Source organism: Arthrobacter sp. S2(2024) (assembly GCF_036662515.1).
Taxonomy (GTDB): domain Bacteria; phylum Actinomycetota; class Actinomycetes; order Actinomycetales; family Micrococcaceae; genus Arthrobacter.
This window is the reverse complement of sequence record NZ_JAYKZI010000005.1, coordinates 125684-149603: the sequence shown is the minus strand read 5'-3', so window position 1 is coordinate 149603 and position 23920 is coordinate 125684. Positions and strand designations below refer to the sequence as shown.

At 64.2% G+C, this 23920-nt stretch carries 24 protein-coding genes; 16 read left to right on the top strand and 8 right to left on the bottom strand.

Features of this window, described 5'->3' with window-relative positions:
* Positions 1-12: 12 nt before the first annotated feature.
* The 4 genes from VLA65_RS12900 to VLA65_RS12885 are packed head-to-tail and all read right to left on the bottom strand — an operon-like array spanning position 13 to position 2903.
* Positions 13-1389 (bottom strand): NAD(P)-binding domain-containing protein, encoded by a 1377-nt coding sequence (locus VLA65_RS12900; protein ID WP_332602729.1) that lies wholly within the window; start codon positions 1387-1389, stop codon positions 13-15.
* A gap of 37 nt (positions 1390-1426) precedes the next feature.
* The gene (locus tag VLA65_RS12895; RefSeq protein ID WP_306959068.1) at positions 1427-1846 is read right to left on the bottom strand and encodes an arsenate reductase ArsC; all 420 of its coding nucleotides are present in this window, start codon (positions 1844-1846) and stop codon (positions 1427-1429) included.
* On the bottom strand, positions 1843-2556 hold the full coding sequence (locus tag VLA65_RS12890; RefSeq protein WP_332602728.1) for an aquaporin: 714 nt from the start codon (positions 2554-2556) through the stop codon (positions 1843-1845). Before VLA65_RS12890 ends, VLA65_RS12895 begins: the two co-directional genes overlap by 4 nt.
* A complete protein-coding gene (locus VLA65_RS12885; RefSeq protein WP_284991066.1) occupies positions 2553-2903 on the bottom strand; it encodes an ArsR/SmtB family transcription factor in 351 nt (116 codons plus the stop codon). Before VLA65_RS12885 ends, VLA65_RS12890 begins: the two co-directional genes overlap by 4 nt.
* A gap of 143 nt (positions 2904-3046) precedes the next feature.
* Between VLA65_RS12885 and VLA65_RS12880 the strand changes: the two genes are divergently transcribed.
* A complete protein-coding gene (locus tag VLA65_RS12880) occupies positions 3047-3859 on the top strand; it encodes a DeoR/GlpR family DNA-binding transcription regulator (protein ID WP_059387214.1) in 813 nt (270 codons plus the stop codon).
* Here VLA65_RS12880 and VLA65_RS12875 read toward each other — a convergent pair.
* Together VLA65_RS12875 and VLA65_RS12870 are read right to left on the bottom strand one after the other, a co-directional pair.
* Positions 3856-5346 carry an SDR family oxidoreductase gene (locus tag VLA65_RS12875; protein WP_332602727.1) on the bottom strand — a complete coding sequence of 497 codons (1491 nt, stop codon included), beginning with the start codon at positions 5344-5346 and terminating at the stop codon, positions 3856-3858. The two genes, VLA65_RS12880 and VLA65_RS12875, sit on opposite strands and share 4 nt — an antisense overlap.
* Before the next feature lie 78 nt (positions 5347-5424).
* Complete coding sequence (locus tag VLA65_RS12870; protein ID WP_332602726.1) at positions 5425-7773, bottom strand: glycosyltransferase family 2 protein; 2349 nt, start codon at positions 7771-7773, stop codon at positions 5425-5427.
* Between the two features lie 218 nt (positions 7774-7991).
* On the opposite strand from VLA65_RS12870, the gene VLA65_RS12865 reads away from it, so the two are divergent.
* The 7 genes from VLA65_RS12865 to VLA65_RS12835 all read left to right on the top strand — a co-directional run bounded on the left by VLA65_RS12865 (position 7992) and on the right by VLA65_RS12835 (position 13572).
* The gene (locus VLA65_RS12865) at positions 7992-9557 is read left to right on the top strand and encodes a chitinase (protein ID WP_332602725.1); all 1566 of its coding nucleotides are present in this window, start codon (positions 7992-7994) and stop codon (positions 9555-9557) included.
* Between the two features lie 201 nt (positions 9558-9758).
* Complete coding sequence (locus VLA65_RS12860; RefSeq protein ID WP_332602724.1) at positions 9759-10172, top strand: ArsR/SmtB family transcription factor; 414 nt, start codon at positions 9759-9761, stop codon at positions 10170-10172.
* Positions 10169-11122, top strand: a complete 954-nt coding sequence (locus tag VLA65_RS12855; RefSeq protein ID WP_332602723.1) for a cation diffusion facilitator family transporter — start codon at positions 10169-10171, stop codon at positions 11120-11122. The genes VLA65_RS12860 and VLA65_RS12855 overlap by 4 nt, the downstream gene beginning before the upstream one ends.
* Positions 11122-11442, top strand: a complete 321-nt coding sequence (locus VLA65_RS12850) for a hypothetical protein (RefSeq protein WP_332602722.1) — start codon at positions 11122-11124, stop codon at positions 11440-11442. The genes VLA65_RS12855 and VLA65_RS12850 overlap by 1 nt, the downstream gene beginning before the upstream one ends.
* Positions 11443-11463: 21 nt before the next feature.
* Complete coding sequence (locus tag VLA65_RS12845) at positions 11464-11736, top strand: cation transporter (RefSeq protein ID WP_332602803.1); 273 nt, start codon at positions 11464-11466, stop codon at positions 11734-11736.
* 24 nt (positions 11737-11760) lie between these two features.
* Complete coding sequence (locus VLA65_RS12840; RefSeq protein ID WP_332602721.1) at positions 11761-12384, top strand: cation transporter; 624 nt, start codon at positions 11761-11763, stop codon at positions 12382-12384.
* A 24-nt stretch (positions 12385-12408) separates the two neighbouring features.
* Positions 12409-13572 carry an MFS transporter gene (locus VLA65_RS12835; protein WP_332602720.1) on the top strand — a complete coding sequence of 388 codons (1164 nt, stop codon included), beginning with the start codon at positions 12409-12411 and terminating at the stop codon, positions 13570-13572.
* 16 nt (positions 13573-13588) lie between these two features.
* Here the strand turns inward: VLA65_RS12835 and VLA65_RS12830 are convergent, their stop codons facing one another.
* Complete coding sequence (locus VLA65_RS12830; RefSeq protein ID WP_306959078.1) at positions 13589-14404, bottom strand: MBL fold metallo-hydrolase; 816 nt, start codon at positions 14402-14404, stop codon at positions 13589-13591.
* A 233-nt stretch (positions 14405-14637) separates the two neighbouring features.
* Here VLA65_RS12830 and VLA65_RS12825 point away from each other — a divergent pair, with 233 nt between their 5' ends.
* The 4 genes from VLA65_RS12825 (at position 14638) to VLA65_RS12810 (ending at position 18688) form a co-directional block, all read left to right on the top strand.
* Complete coding sequence (locus tag VLA65_RS12825) at positions 14638-15012, top strand: DUF7793 family protein (RefSeq protein ID WP_253257089.1); 375 nt, start codon at positions 14638-14640, stop codon at positions 15010-15012.
* A 39-nt stretch (positions 15013-15051) separates the two neighbouring features.
* The gene (locus VLA65_RS12820) at positions 15052-16590 is read left to right on the top strand and encodes a putative bifunctional diguanylate cyclase/phosphodiesterase (RefSeq protein WP_306959080.1); all 1539 of its coding nucleotides are present in this window, start codon (positions 15052-15054) and stop codon (positions 16588-16590) included.
* A gap of 9 nt (positions 16591-16599) precedes the next feature.
* Positions 16600-17418, top strand: coding sequence for a class I SAM-dependent methyltransferase (locus VLA65_RS12815; protein ID WP_332602719.1), 819 nt, complete (start codon positions 16600-16602; stop codon positions 17416-17418).
* A gap of 139 nt (positions 17419-17557) precedes the next feature.
* Positions 17558-18688 (top strand): EAL domain-containing protein, encoded by a 1131-nt coding sequence (locus VLA65_RS12810; protein ID WP_332602718.1) that lies wholly within the window; start codon positions 17558-17560, stop codon positions 18686-18688.
* Between the two features lie 39 nt (positions 18689-18727).
* Here VLA65_RS12810 and VLA65_RS12805 read toward each other — a convergent pair whose 3' ends face one another.
* Entirely contained in the window at positions 18728-19372 is a 645-nt protein-coding gene (locus tag VLA65_RS12805; protein WP_284989977.1) for a TetR/AcrR family transcriptional regulator, read from the bottom strand.
* 362 nt (positions 19373-19734) lie between these two features.
* On the opposite strand from VLA65_RS12805, the gene VLA65_RS12800 reads away from it, so the two are divergent.
* From VLA65_RS12800 to VLA65_RS12785, 4 genes are all read left to right on the top strand, one after another.
* Positions 19735-21240 carry an FAD-dependent oxidoreductase gene (locus tag VLA65_RS12800; protein WP_332602717.1) on the top strand — a complete coding sequence of 502 codons (1506 nt, stop codon included), beginning with the start codon at positions 19735-19737 and terminating at the stop codon, positions 21238-21240.
* 854 nt (positions 21241-22094) lie between these two features.
* Complete coding sequence (locus tag VLA65_RS12795; protein WP_332602716.1) at positions 22095-22748, top strand: hypothetical protein; 654 nt, start codon at positions 22095-22097, stop codon at positions 22746-22748.
* Positions 22749-22820: 72 nt separating this feature from the next.
* On the top strand, positions 22821-22991 hold the full coding sequence (locus tag VLA65_RS12790; RefSeq protein ID WP_307053644.1) for a hypothetical protein: 171 nt from the start codon (positions 22821-22823) through the stop codon (positions 22989-22991).
* Positions 22992-23714: 723 nt separating this feature from the next.
* Entirely contained in the window at positions 23715-23858 is a 144-nt protein-coding gene (locus VLA65_RS12785; RefSeq protein ID WP_332602715.1) for a hypothetical protein, read from the top strand.
* Positions 23859-23920: the final 62 nt, after the last annotated feature.

Sequence of the window (23920 nt, the reverse complement as noted above, 5' to 3'; positions counted from 1 at the left end):
CCGATTCTTGCATCAGGCTGCGCCCGAGCGTCCGTGGGTCAGCCCGGTGGGGAACCCGACGAGGACCGGCTCGGGAGCCGCGCAGCAGCCGGCGTCCTCCGATGATGCAATCTCCTGGGCGGGGACGTCGCAGCTGGCACCGGCATCCGTGGAGCACACCCCGGTTTCGGGCAGTTCAAGCTGGACGGTGTCAGCGGCGGTCTGGTCTCCGGCGAGGGCGGCAGCAACGGAGCGGACCTGTTCGTAACCGGTGGCCAGCAGGAAGGTCGGGGCCCGGCCGTACGACTTCATGCCCACGATGTAAAAGTCCTTCTCGGGGTGCGCCAGAAGCCTCGCGCCGTGCGGAGGCACCGTGCCGCAAGAATGGAATTCAGGATCGATCAGCGGGCCGAGCCTTGTAGGTGCTTCAATGGCGGGGTCAAGGTTGAGTCGGAGTTCGCGGAGCATGTCCAGGTCGGGGCGGAAGCCGGTGCAAGGCACGACGACGTCCGCGTCGAGCGTGCGGCCATCGGCGGCTTCGACACTCACATGGGTATCCAGGGATTTCAAGGTGCGGATGCCGAAGCCGGTGTGCAGTTCGATGGTGCCGGCCTCGACCAAGCGGCGGAGCCGGGATCGGAGCTGGCCGCGGGCGGGAAGACCGTCAGCGTCGCCGCCACCATAGACCTTCTCCGCGGAGGCGCCCCGGACCGCCCAGAGGATCGTGGTTCCGGGTTCTTCCTTGGCGAGGTCCGCGAGGTTGATCAGGGTGTTCGCGGCCGAGTGCCCTGCCCCCACCACGAGGACGCGGCGGCGGGCGAATGCGGCGCGGTCCCGGCCCATTACGTCGGGAAGGGGCGAGGAGATCCGCTCAGCAGCCGCGTTCTCGCCGATGGCGGGCAGGCCGGAGGTGCCGAGCGGATTGCGGGTGGACCAGGTTCCTGAAGCGTCAATGACGGCTGCCGCGGTGTGGTCGCGGATTTCGCCGTCCTCGTGCTCGACCCGCACAACGAACGGCGTGGTGTCACGGTCCCTGACGTGGGTCTTGTCCAGGCCTGCACGGGTGACCGCCACAACTCGGGCACCCGTCTGGAGGCGGGAGCCGATGGCAGGAAGGGCGGCCAAAGGTGCAAGGTAATTGTCGATGAGCTCCCCGCCATACGGGAGTGCCGTGGGGCGCGGTGCCTCCCACCCGGATGCATCGAGCAGGCGGAGGGAAGCGGCGTCGAGGTTGAACCGCCAGGGTGAGAACAAGCGGATGTGGCGCCATTGTTCGATCGCGTCCCCCGCCGTCGGGCCTGCTTCGAAGACCACCGGTTCCAAGCCACGTTCAAGGAGGTGCGCAGCGGCGGCCAGGCCGATAGGTCCGGCGCCGATCACTGCAATGGGAAGGTTCTTCACTGAATCCATGCTGCCCTCGGTTTGTCCAGTTCTCCGGCGTCCCGCGCTAGGCGGCAGGGCTAAGGGATGCGATCAGGTCCTCGATGCGGGTCTTGATCTCGTCGCGGATCGGCCGGACGGCTTCGATCCCCTGGCCGGCCGGATCTTCGAGGACCCAATCCTCGTAGCGCTTGCCCGGGAAGTACGGGCATTCGTCGCCGCAGCCCATGGTGATGACGACGTCGGATTCCTTGACGGCCTCTGTGGTGAGGATCTTGGGGATTTCGGCGGACATGTCGATGCCAAGTTCGGCCATGGCTTCGACGGCGGCAGGGTTGACCTTGTCTGCGGGCTGGGAACCCGCCGAGCGGACCTCGATCCGGCCCTCACCGAGGGTCGTGAGGAAGGCGGCAGCCATCTGGGAACGGCCTGCATTGTGGACACAGACAAAGAGGACGGAGGGTTTCTTGACGGTTTCAGCGCTCATGAGAGGACCTTTCGATCGGGTGCGGGAGCTGACAGAGACGGAGGCAACGCGGGAACGCGTGGGTACAGGGTACGGATCAGGAAGAACCCTACGGCTCCGCCCAACAACTGCGCGAGGATGAACGCCGGAGCGGAGGCCGGGGCTATGCCGGCGAAGGTGTCGGTAATGGTCCGGGCCACGGTCACGGCGGGATTCGCGAAGCTGGTGGAGCTGGTGAACCAGTAGGCGGCCGTGATGTAGCCGCCGACTGCAAACGCCACGCGCTCAGGGCGTCCGGAGCGGATGGTGCCGAAGATAACCAAGAGCAGCCCGATGGTCGCGATGACTTCGCCGAGCCACAACCCTCCCCCGGCGCGTTCGTGCGTGGAGAGCGTCACGGCGTCGAGGCCGAACATCAGGTTGGCCAGCACTGTCCCGGCGAGGCCTCCTACGAACTGTGCGGCGATCAGTGCAAGCGCAGTGGGCGTATCCAGGATCCCCAGGGCGCGCTCCACCAAAGTGACCACCGGGTTGAAGGATGCCGAGACCGGCTGCAGCGCCAGGATCAACGCCACGAGCGCGGCGCCCGTGGCGACGCTGTTCTGCAGGAGCTCCAGTCCGACGTCGTTCGGGGACAGTCTCGAGGCCATGACCCCGGACCCCACCACGGCCATGACCAGGAAGGCAGTACCCACGAACTCCGCCACGGCCCGCCGTGTCAGAACGCTCACTGGCCCTGTCCCCCGATCAAGGCCGCCAGGCCGGACAGCGCGTCGGTTCGGGCGCGGTAGTAGACCCAGACTCCCCGCTTTTCGCGTTCCAGGAGACCTGCTTCGTGCAGGACCTTCAGGTGGTGGCTAATGGTCGGCTGTGACAGCTCAAACGCGTCGTTCAGATCGCACACGCAGGCTTCGCCGCCCTCATGGGACGCCACGAGGGACATCAGCCGCAGCCGTACCGGATCGGCCAGCGCTTTCAGCAGCGGAACGATTCCTTCGGCTTCGGATTCAGACAAGGGCTCCCGGGACAGCGGCGAGCAACACGCCACCGCCTCGACGGGCGTCAACTGCAAGGACATAGACACACGTAAATATTCACACTTGTCGATGTATAAGGCAAGGCCGCGGCGATCAAGAAGGTTCCCGACTCCGGCGGCAAACACAAATCGGAACACTGTGTGAAAACTTGTTAAGATGGGTTTGTCACCGCGAAGGAGCAACCTTGAGTTCGTCAACATCACCTCCCCTGATCCCGGAGCAGCGCCATCAGGAGATTCTTCGCTTGCTTCGCCGCGAGGGAGTGCTGAGCATCCGCAGCCTGACGGAATCCATGAACGTCTCCCACATGACCATCCGGCGCGACATTACGGCCCTCGAAGATGCCGGTCATGTGTTGTCGGTCCAGGGAGGCGTGCGTTTGGCGGAGAGGACCAGCCAGGAACCTCCACGGGAGCGGGAATCACGGGCTCAGCTAGAGCTGCCTCGGAAAAAAGCAATCGCCGAGCTTGCGTCCCAGTTCGTTGAGGATGACATGGTCTTGTTCCTCGACGCCGGTACAACTTGCCAGTCCGTGGTCCCCTATCTCGGTGCCCGGAAGAACATCACGGTGGTCACCAACGATTTTTACGTGGTCACGTCTTTATTCGCATACCCCAACGTTGAGACCATCCATACCGGCGGTGTGGTGGATGCTTCCAGCGCTTCAAGCTCAGGCCGCATGGCAGCCGACGCCATCAAGCACATCAACATCGATCTGTTCTTCATGAGCACCGGCGCATGGAGCCTCTCTCGCGGCGTCACTACGCCGTCCATGGACAAGGTGGAAATGAAACTGGCCGCTCTTGAGGCAGCGTCGCGCTGCTTCCTGCTGGCGGACAGCACCAAGTTCGGAACCTTTGCGAAGTTCCGGGTCGCGCCGATCGAGCAACTGGACGCCGTCGTCACCGACGATGAACTGGAGCGGGACACCCGGGATAACATCCAAGAATTGGGCGTCACGGTGTACGTCGCGGCAGCGAACGGTTCCGGCCGCTAAGGCAAGGCCGGATCGTCGTCCGCCATCGACGCCGCCGCTGCCGTAATTCGGTTGGCCATTCCCTTGAAGATGACGCCGTGGAAGGGCAATACCGCAAGCCAGTACAAGCGTCCGCCCAGGCCTTTGGGGAAGAAGATCGCCCTTTGTTGGTAGAGCGCCCCGCCTTCGGCTTCTTCGGCGCGCATTTCCAGCCAGGCCCGCCCCGGGACCTTCATTTCCGCGCGGAGGCGCAACAGCGAGCCGCGGTCGATCTGCTCCACACGCCAGAAGTCCAGCGCGTCCCCCGTATTCAGGCGGGTCGGACTGAGCCGGCCGCGGCGGAGCCCCACTCCACCCACGATCTTGTCCATCCAGCCGCGCACGGACCAGGCCAGGGGAAACGAGTACCAGCCGTTGTCCCCGCCGATGCCTTCGATGACTTGCCACAATTGTTGCGGCGTCGCCGTCGTGAGCTGCTGCTGGTTGTCCTGGTACACCAGGTGACCGGCCCATTGCGGGTCGCTGGGAAGCGGATCACTTGGAGCACCGCGAACGGAGGAGTTCTGCCAGCTGGTTTCCACTTCCCCGCCGGCCTCCCGCGCCAATGCCAGGCGAAGCGATTCACGGTATCCAAGCAGCCCGGCTTCGGGTGGATCGATGTATTGATGGATGTCCCGCTCCCCGACCACGCAGTTCTGCTGCAGGGATCCGATCAGCGGCACGGCCAAGGACCGGGGAATGGGGGTGACGAGGTTGACCCACTGGGATGCCAACCAGGGAGTCAGGACGGGCAGTGCAATCACCGGACGACGCCGCAGCCCCGCTTCCGCGGCATAACCGTTCATCATCTCGTCGTACCGGAGGACGTCCGGGCCGCCCAGGTCGAAGGTGCGGTTGAGCGAAGCCGGGAGCGCGGCCGCCGCGACCAGGTAATAGAGCACGTCGCGGATCGCGATCGGCTGGACTTTGTTCCGCACCCATCGCGGAGCCACCATGAGGGGCAGCACCTCGGTCAGTTGCCGGATCATTTCGAACGACGCCGAACCGGAACCGATCACGACGCCGGCCTGAAGGACGATCGCGGGCACGCGCGGTTCCGCTAGGAAAATGTCGCCCACTTCCTTGCGGGATTGGAGGTGCCGGCTGAGCGTTCCTTCCGGGTGCAGTCCGCCCAGGTAGATGATCCGTCCGGCGCCAGCGTCGGCTGCCGCACGTGCAACGTTGCCGGCGCAGAGCCTTTCGGTCTGTTCAAAAGACCGCTGGCCGGATGGACCCATCGAGTGCACCAGGTAGTAAATGACGTCGGCCCCGGTAAAAGCCTCCCGCAAGGAGTCGACATCCTCGAGGTCGCCGATCATTACGTTCACACGGTCCGCCCAGGGGACGTCCCTGAGCTTGTTCGCATGGCGCACCAGGACCCGGACGTCGTAACCGGCGTCGAGCAATCGGGGAACGAGCCGTCCACCGATATAGCCGGTGGATCCCAATACCACTGCAAGTGGATTCATTGTGCCCCTTCCGAATGACCTTGCGGAGCCGGATGACCTTGCGGAGCCGGAACGCCGACGCCCTATGCCAGCGTAGCCCTACACCGATCCGGCCCGTTTCCGGCGGTCGTTCTTGCCGCGGAGGTCCCGGTTCAGGCGGCGGTCACCGTGGTAGAGCAGCGACTCCCAGTCGACCTGTTCCGGGGTTTTGGGAATGATGGCCGGCGGCAGCGCCTTCGGCTTCTTGGGCTCGACGTACAGCCAGTTCAGCACGCCAAGGTACAGGTCCACTCCGGAGTTGGCCAGTCCGATATAGGCCCGGATCGCGCCGGCGGCCATGATGGCGTTGAAGGCGGCGAAAGCGGCGTTGCCCCAGTTTCCAAGTTGCCAGTTGCGCCAGACGGTCAACAAGGAGAACGCAACGATCAAGTACGGAGCCAGGACGTAGAGGGCCGGGGCCGCGGTGCGGTCCTTGACCTTCGGGGTGCGGACGAACGGGATCTTGTCTCCCGTGAGGGCCTGCTGGAGGGACTTCAGGACGCCGGCAAGATTGACCGGCAGCAGCACCAGGTTGAAGCCGTAGATCCGGAAGATGTCGCTGAACCGGTGGCCGCAGTCCCGCAGGTCGCTGCCCATCGCCAGGAAGTAGGGCAGGGCGGCGAGGAAGACCAAGGGGCTGAGGAGGCGGCTGTCGTAGGGGTACGCGAGGAGGAACAGCAGCCCGAAGCTCGCCCAGGTGATGGAGGCCATGTAGTTGACCCGCAACAGGATCTCGCGGAAGAGGACCGGCCGGGCCTGCCCACGGCGCTTGCGGATCTGTTCCCAGAGTTTGGGAAGGATCAGCAGGCCGCCGTTGGCCCAGCGCCGTCGCTGCACCACGAGCGATCCGAAGTCCGGCGGCGTGGCGCTGTAGCTGAGCCTCTCCGGGTAGTTGGCCAGGGTCCAGCCGTGCTTGCCAAGGTCCACGCTGGACTCGGTGTCTTCGATGACCGTGCGGTCCTGGATGTAGGTCCTGACTTCAAAGCCACCCACCGTCGAGATCTCGACAATGTCTTCCAGTGCGCGTTTGCGGATCACGGCGTTCGCTCCAACCCAGAACGTGGCGCCGTATTGGGTCATGCCTTGGTGCTGGATGTGCTGGATGTCCGTGGTGGCGCCGGCGATGCGTTCGATCCGGGTCGGTGCCCCGCGGAAGGAGGAATACGGGGTCTGGGTGACGGCTACCTTTTCATTGCCCGGGGATTCGAGAAGATGAACCAGGCGGAGGCAGTAGTCGCGCAGCAGCATCGAGTCGGCGTCCAGGGTCAGGACGTAGGTGGTGTCCGGGACGGACAGCACATCGCCGTCGTCGACTCCTGCGGGCCGCAAGACGGTGCCGTCCGCCGTCTGTTCCGGGTGCCACGTCCCGCCCATGAGCGAAAGGTAGGCGTTCAGGTTCATGGCCTTGTTGGCCTCGTGGGAGAGGCTCGCGAATCGCTTCCGCTCGAACGTGGACACCCGGGCGTTGAAGATCCAGGTCAGCCGCGCGTACAGTTCAGCGATGCGTTCCGGGCCGGGCGAGGTCCGCTGCGCGTTCGCGGCTGTCAGGGCCAGGATCACCAGGCGCAGTTCCCGGGCCAGGCCCATGAGGACCAGATCGACGAAGAACTCGTCCACGTGGTCCTCGACGGACTCGGTCTCGGCCATAGCTTCGAGCCATTCCGCGGCGTATTGGTATTCGGCGATGAGCCGCTCAACTTCGGTGCCCGCGTTAGGCCCGGCCCCCGGTTCAGCTTCTTGATCACGACGACGACGGCGGTACCTCGCGTAGGCGCCGTTGACCCTCGCCGCTGGTTCCTTGAGGGTTTCCGTGATCTGGCCGGCGAGCGCGCGGGTGGCTTCGAGGCGGCGGAGCACGTCAGGGTCTGCAGGGAAGGGTGGGTCATCGAGGAGCAGCACGACGCTGAGGTCCGGGAATTCCTGCAGGACCGCGGACCACATGGTGCCGCGGACTACTTCCGGTTCCTCCGCATAGGAGGGAATCAGCACGGTGATGCCCTCGGAGTAGTCGAAGAAGTGCCGGTCGAGCTCCCCTCGGGGAACCCGACGGTGGGCCCGAAAACGGGTCAGGGCGCCCTGGCGGGCGGTGAGGTACATCAGTGCCGAGAACGTCAGGAAGGACACCACCACCAGGTAGGAGAGGGTTTCGGCGCCGAAGCGGAATCCGGCGCCGGGGTTGTCCACGAGCTGCTTGAGCACGGTCGTGATCACATAGCCGAGCCAGGCGAGGACAGTGGTGAGGACGCCGACGCGGCCGAGGACTATCTTGCGGCGCGACGGTGCTGGGTGGACGATCGAGAGCGGTTCAGAGCGTTTCTCCGCGCCCCACTGACGCTTCCGGGCTTTTGAAGACTGCCCGTCCGCGGTTCCCTGGTCATCGGGGCGTAGCAGCACGATCTGGTCCGACATGAATCCCCATTCGCCGTCCGTGCGCCCCCAGCGGACGCGCGGCACAATGCAGGCGTAATGTGACGGCCCGCACTACAGTGCGCCCCTATGATAGGCGAACGACGCGTAGTTGGGATAAGACTCGTGGAAATGCTACGCCAAGCTGCGCAGCCACCACCGGAGTGAGTTCTTTCCCGGACATCCGCGAAGTCCTATTCCAATGCTCTGGGGGTATCTCTGTGTCGAAACGCTTTCCCGGCCGCCGGCTGTCCGTCCTGCGTTTGGGCATCCTTTGCGTCATCGTGGTGGCTGCGGTCACGGCGGGCTACCTCGGACTCCGCAACGTCCAGGACGTCAGCGCCGCGGCCTCCATGCCTTCGGTGTTTTCCGGCTATGTGGACGTGACGGCGACGCCGCGGTTCGCGTTCGAAGATCCAGCCGTTCCCAGCGCGAAGGCCGTGGTGTTGTCCTTCGTCGTCGCCGATCGGAAGCAGGGCTGCGCCCCGTCCTGGGGTGCGGCGTACAGCCCGGACCAGGCAGCTTCCGACCTCGATCTGGACCGGAGGATCGCCCGGCTCCGCCAGCTTGGAGGGGCCCCGGCGGTTTCCTTCGGCGGGATGAACAACAATGAACTCGCAGTTTCCTGCAAGGACACGAAGTCCCTGACCGACGCCTACCGGCAGATCGTGGATCGCTACGACGTCGCGACGGTGGATCTCGACGTCGAAGGCGCCGCCTTGGGCGACATAGCCGCTGCCGACCGACGTGCGCAAGCTATCGCCGCCCTTCAGAAGGAACGCAAAGCCAGCGGCAAGCCCCTCGCCGTCTGGCTCACCCTTGCGGCCGACCCGGACGGACTCACGAGCCAAGGCCAGGTCATCGTGGCGCATACCCTCGCGGGCGGCGTCGAACTGGAAGGCGTAAACATCATGACGATGGATTTCGGCGCCAGCAAGCCTGCGGCTTGGAGCATGTCCCGGGCCGCGGAATCAGCCGCGGATGCCGCCCACGGACAGCTCGCCGCCCTCTACCGCAACGCCGGAACCGACTTTGGCAGCGAAACCCTTTGGCGCAAGCTCGGCCTGACCGTCATGGTGGGCCAGAACGACATTGCCGGCGAAATATTCACGCTCGACGATGCCGCCACCATGAACAGCTTCGTCAAGGACAAGGGCCTCGGTAGGTTGTCGATGTGGTCCATGAACAGGGACCGGACGTGTAGCCCCAACTACCCGGATGTGAGCAAGGTTTCGGACGGATGCAGCGGGGTGGTCCAGGGTTCCCAACTGTTTTCCGCCACGCTTGCCAATGATGTAGGGCTGCCTACGCCGGCTGTGGCTCCATCGCCTACTGCAACTGCCTCAATCAGTGCCACGCCCACCACCGACGATCCCGCAACCAGCCCTTATCCGGTGTGGAGCAGCTACGCCGCCTACACCGCGGCGGACAGGGTGGTGTGGCACGGCAGCGTCTACGAGGCAAAATGGTGGACCCGCGCCGACGTCCCGGACAACCCCGTTCTGCAGGGCGGTGCCACCCCGTGGAAACTCGTGGGTCCGGTGCTTCCTGGCGACAGGCCAAGCCCCAAAGCAACGGTGCCTGCGGGAACTTTCCCGGCATGGGCGCCGGAGACGATCTATCACAAGGGCGACCGCATTGTCTTCGAAGGGTCCGCGTTCGAGGCCAAGTGGTGGACCCAGGGAGACAGCCCGGAGGCAGCAATCCAGGGTGCCCCGGACTCCCCCTGGGCGAAATTGACCCCGGCCCAGCTCATGTCCCCCTCGCCCACCGCGCCAGCGGCCTGAACTTAAGCGCGAGCTGGCAGCTGATGCCCGCAAAATCGCTCCCAGAGGGCATTTGCTGCCAGTTCGCGCTAAGAAGGCAAGCCCAACCCGCTGCCGCCGTAAACGGGATAACTGTTGCGAAGTTCCCAACCGGCAGCCTCCGGCTACGGACCGTGTCCCCTATACTGACATCTGAATACCTGTTCAGATGTTGGAGGTTCCGTGCCTGTTCGTGAAGCCGTCGATGAATGCGGCGTGAAACTTGTCGACCCCGGCAAGGTCGAACTCGTCCGGGCGGCCCTGCCCTCGGATCACGACATTGCCGAGCTGGCGGACGTGTTCTCATTGCTGGGCGATCCGGGACGCTTGCGGTTGCTGACGTCCCTGTTGGAGGGCGGCGAGCTGTGCGTATGCGACCTCGCAGCGACGACGGCGATGAGCGAGAGTGCAGTCAGCCATGCGTTGCGGCTTCTGCGCGCCCACCGGGTGGTTTCCGTTTCGAGGCGCGGCCGGATGGCCTACTACCGTCTGGATGATGCCCACGTGCGGATGCTGTTGGACTTGGGCCTGACCCACACAGGACATACCGTCGCCGTTCATCCCGAGCGCACGGCCAAGAAGGACAGCGGCCAATGAGCAACCACCACCATGACACGGCGGGCAACCCAGCCAAGCACCACAGCCACGGCCACAGCCACGCGATAGCAGCGAACGCGGACCGGCGCTATCTGGTGATCGCGTTGGCGCTGATTGTCGGGTTCATGATCGTCGAGGTGATTGTCGCCATCCTTTCCGGCTCGCTTGCGCTGCTTTCGGACGCCGGGCACATGCTCACCGACGCCGGGGCGATCGCCGCCTCCCTGTGGGCGATCAACCTCGCGGCCCGTCCGGCGCGGGGAATCTGGACGTTCGGATTCAAGCGTGCCGAAATCCTCTCCGCGGCCGCCAACGGAATCACCTTGCTGGTCATCAGCGCCCTCGTGGCCGTGGAGGCAATCCACCGCCTCCTTGATCCGCCACCGGTTGAGGGCGGCCCTGTCCTCATCGTCGCGATCTTCGGCATCATCGTGAACCTCGTGGCGGTGTGGGTGCTGGCCAAAGCCAACCGGTCCAGCCTGAACGTTGAAGGATCCTTCCAGCACATCCTGACCGACCTCTACGGATTCATTGCGACGGCGGTCGCCGGGCTCGTCGTCCTGACCACCGGTTTTACCCGTGCGGACGCGATCGCTTCCCTCATTGTGGTGGCCCTGATGCTGCACGCCGCATGGGGACTGCTGCGGGACTCCGGGAGGATCCTCCTGGAAGGCGCACCCGAAGGTGTCGACCTGGACCAGGTCAGGGCGCACCTCCTCGAAACCGGGCACGTGCACGACGTCCACGACCTGCACGTCTGGACGGTCACCTCCGACCTTCCTGCCCTCTCCGCGCACGTCGTCCTGGATGAGAGCTGCTTCCACGATGGACACGCCCCGCTCATCCTTGACCAGTTGCAAAGCTGCTTGACCGGCCATTTCGACGTCGAACACTCCACCTTCCAGCTCGAACCCGCCGGCCACGCCGTGCACGAAACCGGAACCCACTGATGACAACAGTCCCGGAGGCCGCCTGGATCAAGGACGCCCGTATCGTCCGGCTGCTGTCTTGGTTCAGCCTGGCCTGGATGGTCCTGGAGGGAGCCCTCGGACTGCTTGCCGGCGGTACGGCAGGCTCCGTGTCACTGATCGGCTGGGCGCTCAGCTCCGCCGTCGAGGGCCTGGCGAGCATCATCGTAATCTGGCGGTTCACCGGCTCCCGCACAATGTCGGAAACCGCCGAAGGCCGCGCCCAAAAGGCCGTCGCCATCAGTTTCTGGCTCCTGGCGCCGTACATCGGAATCCAGTCGATCATCGATCTGGCCACGTGACACCGGGCCGGGAACAGCGTCCTGGGCATCGTGCTCACGGCGGCGAGCCTGCTCATCATGCCTGCCCTCGGCGTCGCCAAGCAGCGCCTTGGCGCCAGGCTGGATTCCGGGGCCACTGCCGGTGAAGGAACCCAGAACCTGCTCTGTGCCGCCACGGCCGCCGCTGTCCTGATCGGACTGGCCGGCAATGCGGTCTTCGCCGCGTGGTGGCTTGACCCCGTCATTGGCCTCATCATCGCCGCCGTGGCCGTCAAAGAAGGCCGCGAAGCGTGGAAGGGTGAAGACTGCTGCTAGCGCGCCCCAAGACAAAGGACACCCATGGCCAGCATTAACGACACAAGCGAAGTCCGCAAACTCTTGTTGCGCCGCGGTTTGCGGCTTGAATACGCGACCCTGGGCTGGAATGTGGTGGGCCTGGGCGTCCTGGCAGCCGCCGCCATTCAAGCCGGCTCCCCGGCGCTGGCCGGTTTCGGCCTGGATTCCCTGATCGAGATCTTCGCTTCGATCGTGGTGGTGTGGCAGCTCAAGGGTGCCCACAAAGAGCGCGAAGCCCCCGCGATGCGCCTGATAGGGATCGCCTTCGCCATTCTGGGCGCTTACCTGCTCATCCAGGTGGCCGTTGTGTTTGCCACCGGCGTCCGCCCCGCAACCTCGGGTCTGGGCATCGTCTGGACGGCCCTGACCTTCGTGGTGATGCTTGCCCTGGCGTGGGGCAAGATCCGCACCGGGCAGCGCTTGGGCAATCCCGTACTCCGCGCGGAAGGAAAGGTGACCCTCGTGGACGCCTACCTGGCCGGCGCGGTGCTGGCCGGGCTCGCGCTGAATGCCCTGTTCGGCTGGTGGTGGGCCGATCCGCTGGCAGGGGTCGTGATCATCTACTACGCCGCGGTGGAAGCCCGGCACGCCCTCAAACACACATCGACCAGGGCACCCCATGAATGACCTTGTCTACCGGGCGGTGCACCAGTGAGCCGCACCAGCCCTGCCGGTACAATCCACAGGCCGACCATTCCTCTCTATGCAGCGGGATTCGTGACCGCTTTCGGCGCCCACAGCATCGCCGCAGGAATGGGAGCCCAGAGCGGGAACATCGGCCTGAGCCTGCTGAACCTGGGCATCCTGCTGGCCGTTTACGACCTGGCCGAGGTGTTTCTCAAACCCGTCTTCGGTGTCCTCAGTGACCGGATTGGGCCCAAGCCGGTCATCGTCGGGGGCCTGCTGGCGTTCGCCGTTTTCTCGCTGGTGGGCTTGTGGGGCGCGGATCCGCTCCTGCTGGGCCTCGCCCGCTTCGGCCAGGGCGCATCCGCGGCGGCATTCTCCCCCGCCTCGTCGGCCACCGTGGCACGGCTGGCCGGCGGAAAGAACGCCGGGAAATTCTTTGGCCGCTATGGATCCTGGAAAAGCCTCGGCTACATCTTCGGCCCGCTCCTGGGAGCCGGACTGATCCAGGCCGGCGGCTTCGCATTGCTCTTTGCGGCCCTGTCGGCCCTGGCGGCAGCCACCGCCCTGTGGGTGGCGGTGAGCCTGCCGCGGTTCGAACCGGTTCCCCGCGTCAGGTACACCGCCCTGGACCTCGCCCGGCAGATCACCGAACGGCGTTTCCTCGTGCCCACGGCGGTGCTTGCTGCATCCACCGGCGCCCTGGGTGCCGCCATCGGCTTCCTGCCCGCCCTGGCGACCCGGCACGGACTCGATCCCGTCGCAGGGACGGCCGCAGTGAGCGTGCTGGCCATCGCTTCGGCCATCATCTCGCCTTGGGTCGGAACGCGGCGTGATTTGCGAGGGATCAGCGACGCAGCCGGGATGAGGGCCGGGCTGCTGCTGACCGCCGCGGGCATCGGAATCGTGGCCGCTGCACCGGGACCCATCACCCTGTTCATCGCCGCCCTGCTGATCGGGGCCGGGATCGGAACGGCCACCCCGCTCGCGTTCGCCCATCTGGCCGACACCACGCCCCACGAACGGATGGGCAGGACCATGGGTTCAGCCGAACTCGGCAGGGAACTCGGCGACGCGGGCGGACCGCTGATAGTCGGAAGCCTCGCCACCTTGGGCGGACTGCCGCTGGGCCTGGGCGCGCTCGCGCTGCTCGTAGGCGCAGCAAGCACACCGAGGCTCAATCGAACCTGACCTTCAAGCACACCCCTTAGTGGTGTGCTTGCGTCTCCTGGAGCCGCTTGATGAACCAGCGTGATTGCTCGGGTCCGTAGGGAAGCACCGGGATCGCTTTGGTAGCGTCCGACGGCGTGTCCCGGATCGACTGCCTAGCCTGACGTACCGCCGTGGACATGGTGTCTGCCATGGTCTTCACGAACTGGTCACTGCAAGGCTTGCCGTGGCCGGGGATCAGGAACTCGTAGCGGTGGCGCAGCGCCGAGATGTGCCGCAGGACATCTGCCCAGTCTTCCGGGTAGGAGTCCTCGAACGACGGGTGCGCGCCTTGTTCCACGAGGTCACCGGCGAAAAGGGTGCTGGGCGTGCCTACCAGGAGGTCGCCGTCGGTGTGGCCGCGGCCCAGGTAGAACAGGGTGGCGGTGAGTCCGCCGAGGTCAACCAGGACGGGTTGATCCTTGACGATCGCGTTGGGAATGACGAGTTCGACGGCGTCGCCCCGGCCCGCGGCCATCTCCGGTTCGGTGGCGGCGACGAAGCGGCGCTGGTGGTCGCCGTCGTCGTCGATTGTCGCCGCACAGTTGACGTGCCCCCAAAACTCGGTGACGCCGTCGTCGGCAAAAACGGCGTTGCCGAAGTAGTGGTCGTAGTGGGCGTGGGTGTTCACGACGACCAGCGGCAGCTGGGTCTTTTCGCGGACTGCGGCGAGGATCTGCCGGCCTTGGCGGGGGCCGCAACCGGTGTCGATCACCATGGCTCGTTCCGTACCTACAACGAGGCCCGTGTTAAGCAGGCACCCTTCGGTCTCCAACACGTAGTTGTTAGGGCCGACTTCGAGCCATGCTGACATTGTTTCTCCGTCTGATGCGTTCCGGCAGTGTTCAGGCCTCGATTCTACCCACGTAGAGCTGGGAGGATCGGGAGGAAAGGCACAGTTGAGACCCGGGCCGTTCGAAATCGGTCGATGCGCACTGAGAAGGCTTGAGGAGCAATGCGCGGGGAGCTACGCTATCGGGGTTGGCGATTGCTGCTTGTTAACTAGTTGCAGCTAGGTTCGGCCGCCTGCCTGGGGAGGACATGATCGTGTTACCGGATACTTCGGACGGTGAAAAGGCCAGTGTCGATTTGGGCGTCGACGGTCTTCTCCATTTGCGCTGGCGGCGCGGGGTCGCCATTGAGGTTGAGGATGCGCGGGCGGCCATGGCGAAAGTCAACGAGCTCTGCCAACAGGAGCAGCATCCAATGCTTGTAGACATGGCCACGGTCGCTTCCGTTAGCCGGGAGGCCCGGGGTGTGTGGTCCATTCCCTGCGGCGCTTCGCGCATCGCACTGTTGGGCTCGTCGCCTGTTGACCGGGTCCTGGCGAACTTCTTCCTGGGAGTGCACGTCCCGCCTTGCCCCACCCGTTTCTTCACATCGCGCAGCGAGGCCCTGGACTGGCTTAATGCGGGTTCCTGAGCCCAGGATGTGCTCCTTGCTGCTGCCCGCTGAGAATACGTGACCTCGAGAGAGGGCGTTGAGGACCCGCGCCTGCAGCTATTGGTTGACGGCGTTGTCCGGTTGGCTGCCGGCGATCTGGACGCACGCATTGAGCCGTCGAAGCATCGTGATGACATTGATGCCGTCATCACGGGAGTCAACCTGCTCGCGGAGGAGCTGGGCCACATCCATGCGGATCTGGAGCAGCGCGTGGCCGCCCGCACGGCTATGTTGCGGCGAACGCAGGTTGAGCTGGAACAGATGGCCAAGACAGATGCCCTCACGGGCCTCGCGAACAGGACACTGCTTACCGAGCGGATCCAGCAAGCGACCCGGTCCAGCACGGACGGCGGAAAAGCCCCGGCCGTGTTGCTCCTGGATCTGGACTCCTTCAAGGCCATCAACGACATCCTGGGCCACAGCGCCGGTGACGCCGTGCTGGTGGAAGTTGCCAAACGGCTCCGCTCGGCCGTCAGGGAGCAGGACACTGTGGCCCGCCTGGGCGGGGATGAGTTTGCCATTCTCATTACCGGGGCCACGGAAGGGGAGATCCTTCGGATTGCGCACCGCGCATCGGAGTATCTGCAGGACAGCATGAGCATCGGAATAGAAACGGTCTGGGCGATGGCGAGCATCGGCGTTTGCATCGGCAAGCCCGGGGACCGGGCGGAGGCGCTGATGCGCGACGCCGATATTGCCATGTATCAGGCAAAGGCTCGGGGCCGGAATAATGTCCAACTCTTCCACCCGGACATGCTCGACGCCGTTCAGGAACGGTCGCGAATAACCGCCGAACTACGCACCGCTGTTGCCGGAGGCGAGTTGGGGCTGGTGTATCAGCCGGTGGTCGAATTGGCTTCCAGCCGCGTCATCGGGGTGGAAGCCCTCCTCCGATGGCATCACCCTGTTCGCGGAACCATCATGCCGGGCAGCTTCATTGGCATCGCAGAAGAAACCGGCTTGATCTTTGAGCTGGGACGGTGGGTGCTGCATGAAGGTCTTGCCCAAATGAGCCGCTGGAGCCAAACAGACCCGGAGCTGACGGACTTTTGCCTGCACATCAATCTTTCCGCCGCCGAACTGCTTCGGACCGACTTGCTGGAGGACATCAAGGCCACGCTGGCCAAATATGGCGTGGATCCGCGGCGGTTGATCTTGGAGATCACAGAGACCGTCTTGATGTCGCGTGAAACCGTGCAGGAACAGGTCCTGAGCGGGCTACGGGAGCTCGGCGTGGGGCTGCAAATCGACGATTTCGGTACGGGCTATTCGTCAATCAGCTACCTCAGGTCGCTTCCGGCGGACACTGTGAAGGTGGATCAGTCCCTCATCAAGGACATGGAGCTGGACCCTCGGCAGCAAAAGTTCGTCTCCGCCATCCTGCAGCTGATTTTCGCTGCTGGGCTCAACGCAACCGTGGAAGGCATCGAAACCGCCGAGCAGGCGGCCCAGCTGGAGGCCATGGGTTGCCTCTACGGGCAAGGCTACTTCTTCGGCTATCCGGGGCCTCCCTCCGAAATACCGCGTCAACTCCGCCGGCCCGCACGGCGTCTGTAGAGTTAGCGCATGTCGAAGCTTTGGGACCAGATGTTGCTTGTCCCCACAGTAGTACGCCTCGCTTCCCGGGCACCGAGAAATCCGGACACCGCGTGGGAAGGATACTGGCGCGGAATCCGCACCACTGGCCGTTCCGGAGATGTGCTTTGGGACTCCGACTCCGCGGCCGAGCATGCTCAGTACTCCAACGCGATCGCGGCCCACTTTGATCCAGCTCTTCCGGTAGTTGACGTCGGGTGCGGCAACGGCACCCACACCCGCTGGCTTGCCGGCCTGTTTCCCCGGGTTCTCGGAATCGACGTGTCCAACGGGGCGATCGAGATGGCGCGCAAGGAAGCAGAAGGCGTCCACAATGCCGACTTCATGGTTCTGGATGCGGCTTCGGCAGGTGCCGGAGAGGTCCTGTTGGAGCGGCTGGGGCCCGCCAACGTCTTTGTCCGCGGAGTCTTCCACGTCCTGAAACCCGGCAAGCAGGCCGCTATGGCCGCCAACCTGCGGACCGCCGTCGGGAACAGAGGCCGGGTGTTGCTGGCCGAAACCAACTTCCGCGGAACTAGCCTCGGCTACCTGACCGAGCTCGGCGCCACCCGGCAAAGCATTCCCCTGCAACTGCGGCGCGCCTTGGAGAACCTTCCCAGGCCCGGGCATTTCGGTGCCGCGGAACGGCACCGCGCCTTTTCGGATTCCGACTGGCAGTTGATTGCGGACGGCCCGATGAACATCGAGGTGGTCCCAATGAACGCCGGCGGCCTTCCGCAGTGGGTTCCGGGATACTACGCACTCCTGTCCGGCGCGGAAAATTCCGGAACAGATCACAATCGGGTGTAACTGCGCCCAGGAGCGCAGCGCAGCGTTACATCCCTATGAAGATTTCATTTCAATCCGGGGCGACCGGATTGTTCGGCTGTAGTGTTTGCTTTGTTGCAGGTCCCGGGCTCAGCCGGAACTCAAGGCAAAGGAATGATTCATGTCGACGCGCAAACCGTCTGCTCGTGCATTGACCGATTCAGGGATGCCGGCTAGTCCGGAGGCTACGGAGCCGCCCCTCGAGCAGTTGCGCGGGCTGCGGCTCCAGGTACTGGAAATCATCGATGAAGTCTTAGGGGACTCTTCGCAGGCAACAGATGCGGTGCGCGAGGAACTTCGCCGGCACATTGCTGCCCACCCTGGGCGTCCGGAAGAGGCGCTGCTGGAACACTTGTCTTCACTCAGGTCGGAACAGCCGGCCCCGCAAAACGAGCCAGAGTCACAGGACAACCCGGCCGCCCAAGGCGAGCCGGAGTCCCAGCACGCAAACAGCCAACACGCAATCAGCCAGCACCCAAGCAGCGCGCGTCTTGAGGCGGTGCTCCGCGACCACATGCTGATGACCGCTTTCCAGCCCGTATTCGACCTCAGTACGTCCACGGTGGTCGGCGCCGAGGCTTTGACCCGCTTCGTCAGCGACAGCGGAGACCCTGCCGATTACTGGTTCGCAGAGGCTGAGGACTCGGGGCTCCGAACGGATCTCGAATTCGCGGCGTTGGAGTCGGGGCTTGAGGCCGCGCTGAAGCTGCCGGCCCACCTTTTCGTGGCGTTGAAACTTTCCGACGAGGTCTGCCTGGACCCGCGCCTTCCTGGGCTTTTCGAGCAAACGCCGCTGGCTCCCGCGCGGGTGATCCTTGAAGTCTCCGGGAAGTTCCCCCAGGAGCAGGCCGCTTCGCTTGACGCCGCGGTGGCTCCGCTGCGCAGTGCTGGCGTGCGCTTGTCCATCGAAAACACGGGTTCCTTCTTCGCCGGGGCCAGCCATATCCTTCGGCTCAAGCCGGAAATGATCAAGCTGGAGCGGAATCTGACTGCGGGTCTCAACCAGGATTCCCTCCGGCAGGAACTCGTCGAGGCCGAGGTCGCGTTCGCGCGGGAGATCGGGGCGGCCTTGATTGCCCAACGCATCGAAACCAGGGACGAACTCGCCACTCTTGCGGATCTGGGAGTAACCCTCGGAGAGGGGTATCACCTTGGGCGGCCCTCGGTGCAGCCCAGCGAATGGGCAAAGTGGGGCGGGCGCTCCCGGCATCTCGCCTCCCCCGGCGGTCGCGGCAGAACCACTCGCAGCTGACGGTCGCGAACCCCCAAAAGGGCCGCCGCTTCGGATAACTCAGGCAGCTACAGGCCGATCCGGGCCTCGGTGTTGTTCTATCAACCAGGCCGCCATCTGCTGTGCGCGCTTTGATGCCAGGACGTCGCCTTCGGTGGCCGAAATGATGGAGCCTTTCATCAGGATGTGCCAGGACCGCGCGAATTCCTCGGTGCGCTCGAGCCCGGCTTCCTCGGCCAGTTCCTGGATGTGTCCCCTGATCCTGGCGAGGTAGCCGATGCTGGCTTTCCCCAGCGGATGCTCACGGCCCATTTCGAGGAGGACGTTGATGAACGAGCACGCCTCGAAGTCCTCCCGCTGGAACCAATCCCCGAAGACGTCGAAGATGGCGAGCAACTGCTCCTCGGCGGTGTCTCCCCGGCTCCGGGCATCGGAGATGATCAAGTCCACGGTCCAGATCTGGTCCCGAAGCGCGAGGAATGCAAGAACCAGATCGTCCTTGGACGGAAAGTGGCGGTAGAAGGTGGCCTTCGCCACCCCTGAACGCTCGATGAGCTGGTCGACGCCGACCGCGCGGATCCCGCGCCGCGAGAACAGTTCGTAGGCGGCGTCCAGGATTCGATCCACCGCGTCATCACGGGTGGTGGTTTGTCCGGCTGGCGATGAAGACGGACCGGGTGCTTCCGAGGCATCTGGCGTGCTCATGGTAAGAGCAATCTTACTCGTACCCCGCCAAGACAGACCGGTCTGTCATAGCCCTTCTTGCGCCAACGCGGGGTCACTTACGGCCCATGTCGGGCAGCAACATGGGCTGGAAGTGACCCCGCGTTGGCGCAAGAAAGGCTATGACAGACCGGTCTGTCATAGCCTTTCTTGCGCCAACGCGGGGTGCATTGCGGCCCATGTCGGGCAGCAACATGGGCCGTAAGTGACCCCGCGTTGCGTAGGGTGCCAGTGCGCTCCCCTCTTGCTTCTCTTGCGGCCTTCTGGTTCTCTGGCACTACCGGGCCGCCGCCGCGCTAAATCCGGTGTGGGCCGCGCCCCGGCTGAAGGGACGTGGGACTGCTATGACTTCTCTTTGGCTAGACGTGCGCGAGGCTTCCGCAACCGCGAGCCCCGATGAATTCACGCCAGGGAACACGTACGACGCCGTCGTGGTGGGCGCCGGAATCACGGGCCTGGCCACGGCCCTCATGCTGGCCCGGACCGGGAGCAGCGTGCTGGTCCTCGAGGCACGACATATCGGGGCGGTCAACACCGGCAACACCACGGCCAAGTTGAGCCTTTTGCAGGGCACCACACTGTCCAGGCTCCGGAACCAGTATTCGGTGAACGTGGTCCGCGCCTACGTTGACGCGAACCGGGCAGGCCAGAAATGGCTGCTCGACTACCTCGAGGGCCGGGGTGTGCCGTTCCAGTACCGGGATGCTTACACCTTCGCCACCACACCCACCGGCGCGGAACACCTTGTCGCCGAGGCCAACGCTTCCCGGGCGTGCGGGCTCAACGTCAAGTCCACCCGCGAGACCGGGTTGCCGTTCGACGTCGACGCCGCCTTGCGGCTTGCGAAGCAGGCGCAGTTCAACCCCATGGACGTCCTGGATGCGCTGGCTGCGGATGTCCGGGCTGCCGGCGGCAGCATCGTGGAGGGTATCCGCGTCATGAATGTCCGCAACGGCGATCCCCTGACCGTGGTTACCAGGAAGGGCGAGGTCCGCGCCCGCTACGTGGTGCTCGCCACCGGGACACCCATCCTGAACCGCGGGCTCTACTTCGCGAAGCTGCGGCCTAACCGCTCGTACGCGGCCGCGCTGCGGCTGCCGGACGGCATGAGCCCTCCTCCCGGAATGTACCTTTCCGCCGAGCCGCCCACCCGCTCGCTGAGGGACTATCCAATGCCCGACGGCGGGACCTTGCTTTTGGTGGGCGGGTTCGGGCATGCGGGTGGCCGGGCGCCGTCGACGCAGGTGCACGTGAATGAGCTGCTCGGCTGGGCGCAACAGCACTATCCTGGCGCCGAGGTGACGCACACGTGGGCTGCCCAGGACTACCAGGCCGGAAACCTCATGCCGTTCTTCGGCAGGTTCCCCCGGGGCCACGGGAAGATCTTCTTCGGCACCGGCTACAACAAGTGGGGCATGACCAACGGTGTTGCGGCGGCGCTGGATATCACCGCCGATATCCGTGGCGAAAAGCTGGAGTGGGCCCGCATCATCCACCACCGGGTGACAGGTCCCCGCGGTGCTGCGTCGACGATTTCGCTCAACGTGGAGACCCAGCAGCAGAATTTCCGGGACAAGGCCGCCTTGAAGGAGAAGCCGGCCATCACGGAGGAAACCCACCCCGCCGAGGGCACGGGCGTCACGGGACTGTTCCACGGGAAGCCCGCGGCTATCTGCACGGTGGATGGCGTGGTGTGCAGGGTGTCGGCGGAATGCGCGCACCTGGGCGGGATCCTGCACTGGAACGACGCCGAGAAGTCCTGGGACTGCCCCCTGCATGGCTCGCGCTATACGGCCGCGGGAAAGCTGCTGGAGGGTCCGGCGACGCACAATCTGTTCAAGCTGCAGTAGGGGGCTGCGCCCCTCAGCTTGGGTTGAGGCCTAAGCGTGCCGCCAACTAGCCTGGGCGGTTGAAGCGGTAAAAGGACGGACCGAGTTCTCCCCTGTCGAGCGTTGAGGTCAGGGCGATGAGACTTTCCAGCGCGCCGCCGACGTGACCCCGCCCAATCACGTAATCCTCATGGATTCCACCTACTTATTCGAAGCAAGTGCCGACGAACGACACCTCTCGGAGGCATCACCGCCGACTAATCGCTGGGGCCGGCTGGCTCATGGCCGCCGGATTCACCACTCGAATTTCGTTCAGCGTCGCGGCAATCATCGCAGCGACCAACGAATTGATGTGGGCAATCGGGGCCGCCATCGCCCTCCCCGCGGAGCAAGGTAACTTTCATTCCGGCATCCTAGTCCCCCGCGCGGGCCGCCGGAAGGCTTCGCGGCCCGTGTCCTTCCGGGGGAACTGCGAGAGACCAACGAGGCGTAGATCGAGAAATCTAACCACAGCCGACTCGCTAATCCTCCTTTTGAAATGCAAATTTAAGAACTCACGTAAGACGAGTTTTGCTCGAAATTCCCTTCCAACAAAGGCAAAAAGACCGTATGACTTCTTGCAAGCTGCGGGTCTCAGGGGGCACCTATATGAATAGGAGCCTCAATTGCGACGTCTACATATTTTTGCCTCAGCTACCGCATGTCTTTCTTTGATTGCGACCATCCTTATTGCCGCACCGGCACATGCAGGTAGTGCCCGAAGGAACACGGCACCCCAGGAACAGGAAGATCAGCGGATAGGAGCTGATACCGGCCGTGGAGTCCAGCCTGTCGCCCGGGATCAGGGGTTGTCGCCCGGGCCAAGTGCCCTTCCGTTGCATGAAATCGCCAAGAAGTACGACGGCGTGGATGTGATGGCCGGGAACGCCCCCGGAACCGCAGCAGTCCAAACGCAATCCCCCTCGGGTGCGGTACGGATTACCGTTCCCGGCAAAAAGTCAGAGACGAGACCTGCCCAGCTTAAGGGCGTCCCGATCGGGCACTTTATTGGCGAAGGCGCACCACTTCTAACAACCGCCCTGTCCGGCGCGACAACGACCACCTACAGCACCCCACACGGCTCGCAAACGCTGATCACGGTCGAATCGGACAAAGCACTGCGCGATTACCGATTCCCATTAGCTCTCGCGGCCGGATCCACCGCGAAGGTGGAAACTGACGGTTCGGTACCGTGGCCAGTCCTCGCTCTCACCGGCGCCGAGTTGCAGGTGCTAGCGGGACTCTCGGCCGCGGTGTTCGTCGGTGGAACGTGGGTAGGCTGCACATTCAGCAAGCTAACCGGATGGATCGCAACGGTCGTGAATCTGATTTGTAGGGTGAGCGGTGTTAGCGGAGCCATATCGGCCATCGGTATCATCAGTGGCGCGTTCAGGGGCGCCAGGCTGGTTGCCACAAAGTGCTATGGAATCAACCTTTCTAAACCGTCCGCTCCGCTCCGGGATATGCCTGGTCGAGACTGCGGCTTCTGAGAGAAGGCAATCGTGAAATGGTACTCGTGCGCGCATGCGCCGATGTTTGGAGCATCCTTGGCGCCCCTTTTTATGACCAATTGGGACCTGTGGCTTCAAATCCTCTTGCCATCTCTGGTCCTGGTTTCCTACGTGATCAATGAAGTAGTACTTCACCGGAGGAAGAAGGCCGCGCGTGCGCGCGCAGCCGAGCTGGATCACGCCGACCCTATGGTGCACGCCTACCGCGAGCCGGATTCGTGAACTCTGGTGAGATCTACTAGGACAGGGGTTTCAAATTGACCGCGAACGTAAATGGTACCGAAAGCGGCATCCGGTTTTCCCGACTGTGCGTAATTGTCGGGGTCATTGGGGGCGTCCTGACAGTCCTTCACCCGCTTCTGGGGGCTGCGCTGTCCGTGCTTGCGTTGGTGTGGGCTATTGCCGGTCAGCGCAGCACCGGCCAGCACGCGTACCGCATAGCACTCTTAGTCAGTCTGGCCGCTCTGGTGATGAACATTGTAAACACCACATATTTTTGCGCACGTAAGAAACCGGCTACTCATTATTGGCGTGATAGTTTGCGCGGGCGGGGTTCTGGGTGGATGGACTATGGGACCCAGTAACCGGTAGTCCATCCTGTCGAATGGTGTGGCCGGCCAGTCGGTTTGGCCGGCCACAGACTTGGCTGCTCCGAAAGCAAAGTCTCACGCCCGGTATCTCAGGGGGCTGACGTATCGGGCGCACCATCCGGGGGCGGCTACCCCACTCCGGGGGCGGCTAACCCACAACGAACGCTATCGTCGAAAAGGACCGATAGGTGGCCGTTTGCTCGAATTTGAGTGGTAATCCCTGCGAATTTGAGTGGTGATCGCTGCGAAATTGAGTGGTCAGCCGCGCTACCCCGGAGTAGGCGGGCAGCCAAACCGGTCGCAATAACCGAACCCCGAGAGGCGAGCGCAAATTCACCGGCGATATCCTCGCGGCATGGGGAACTACAGCACGGGATATCTGGCCAGGGATGAACGGCGCGAGCGCCGGAGAAGGGTTCAGCGGAAGCTGTCCTACGTTGGATTGGCGATTCTGGCTGCCGCCACAATCTTCGTAGTCACGATCGCCCTCCGCCACTGAGGCCGAAGCCTGAGGCGAGCACTCCGGCAGCCGCCGTCGCGAAACGTAACGCGTGCGCGCCG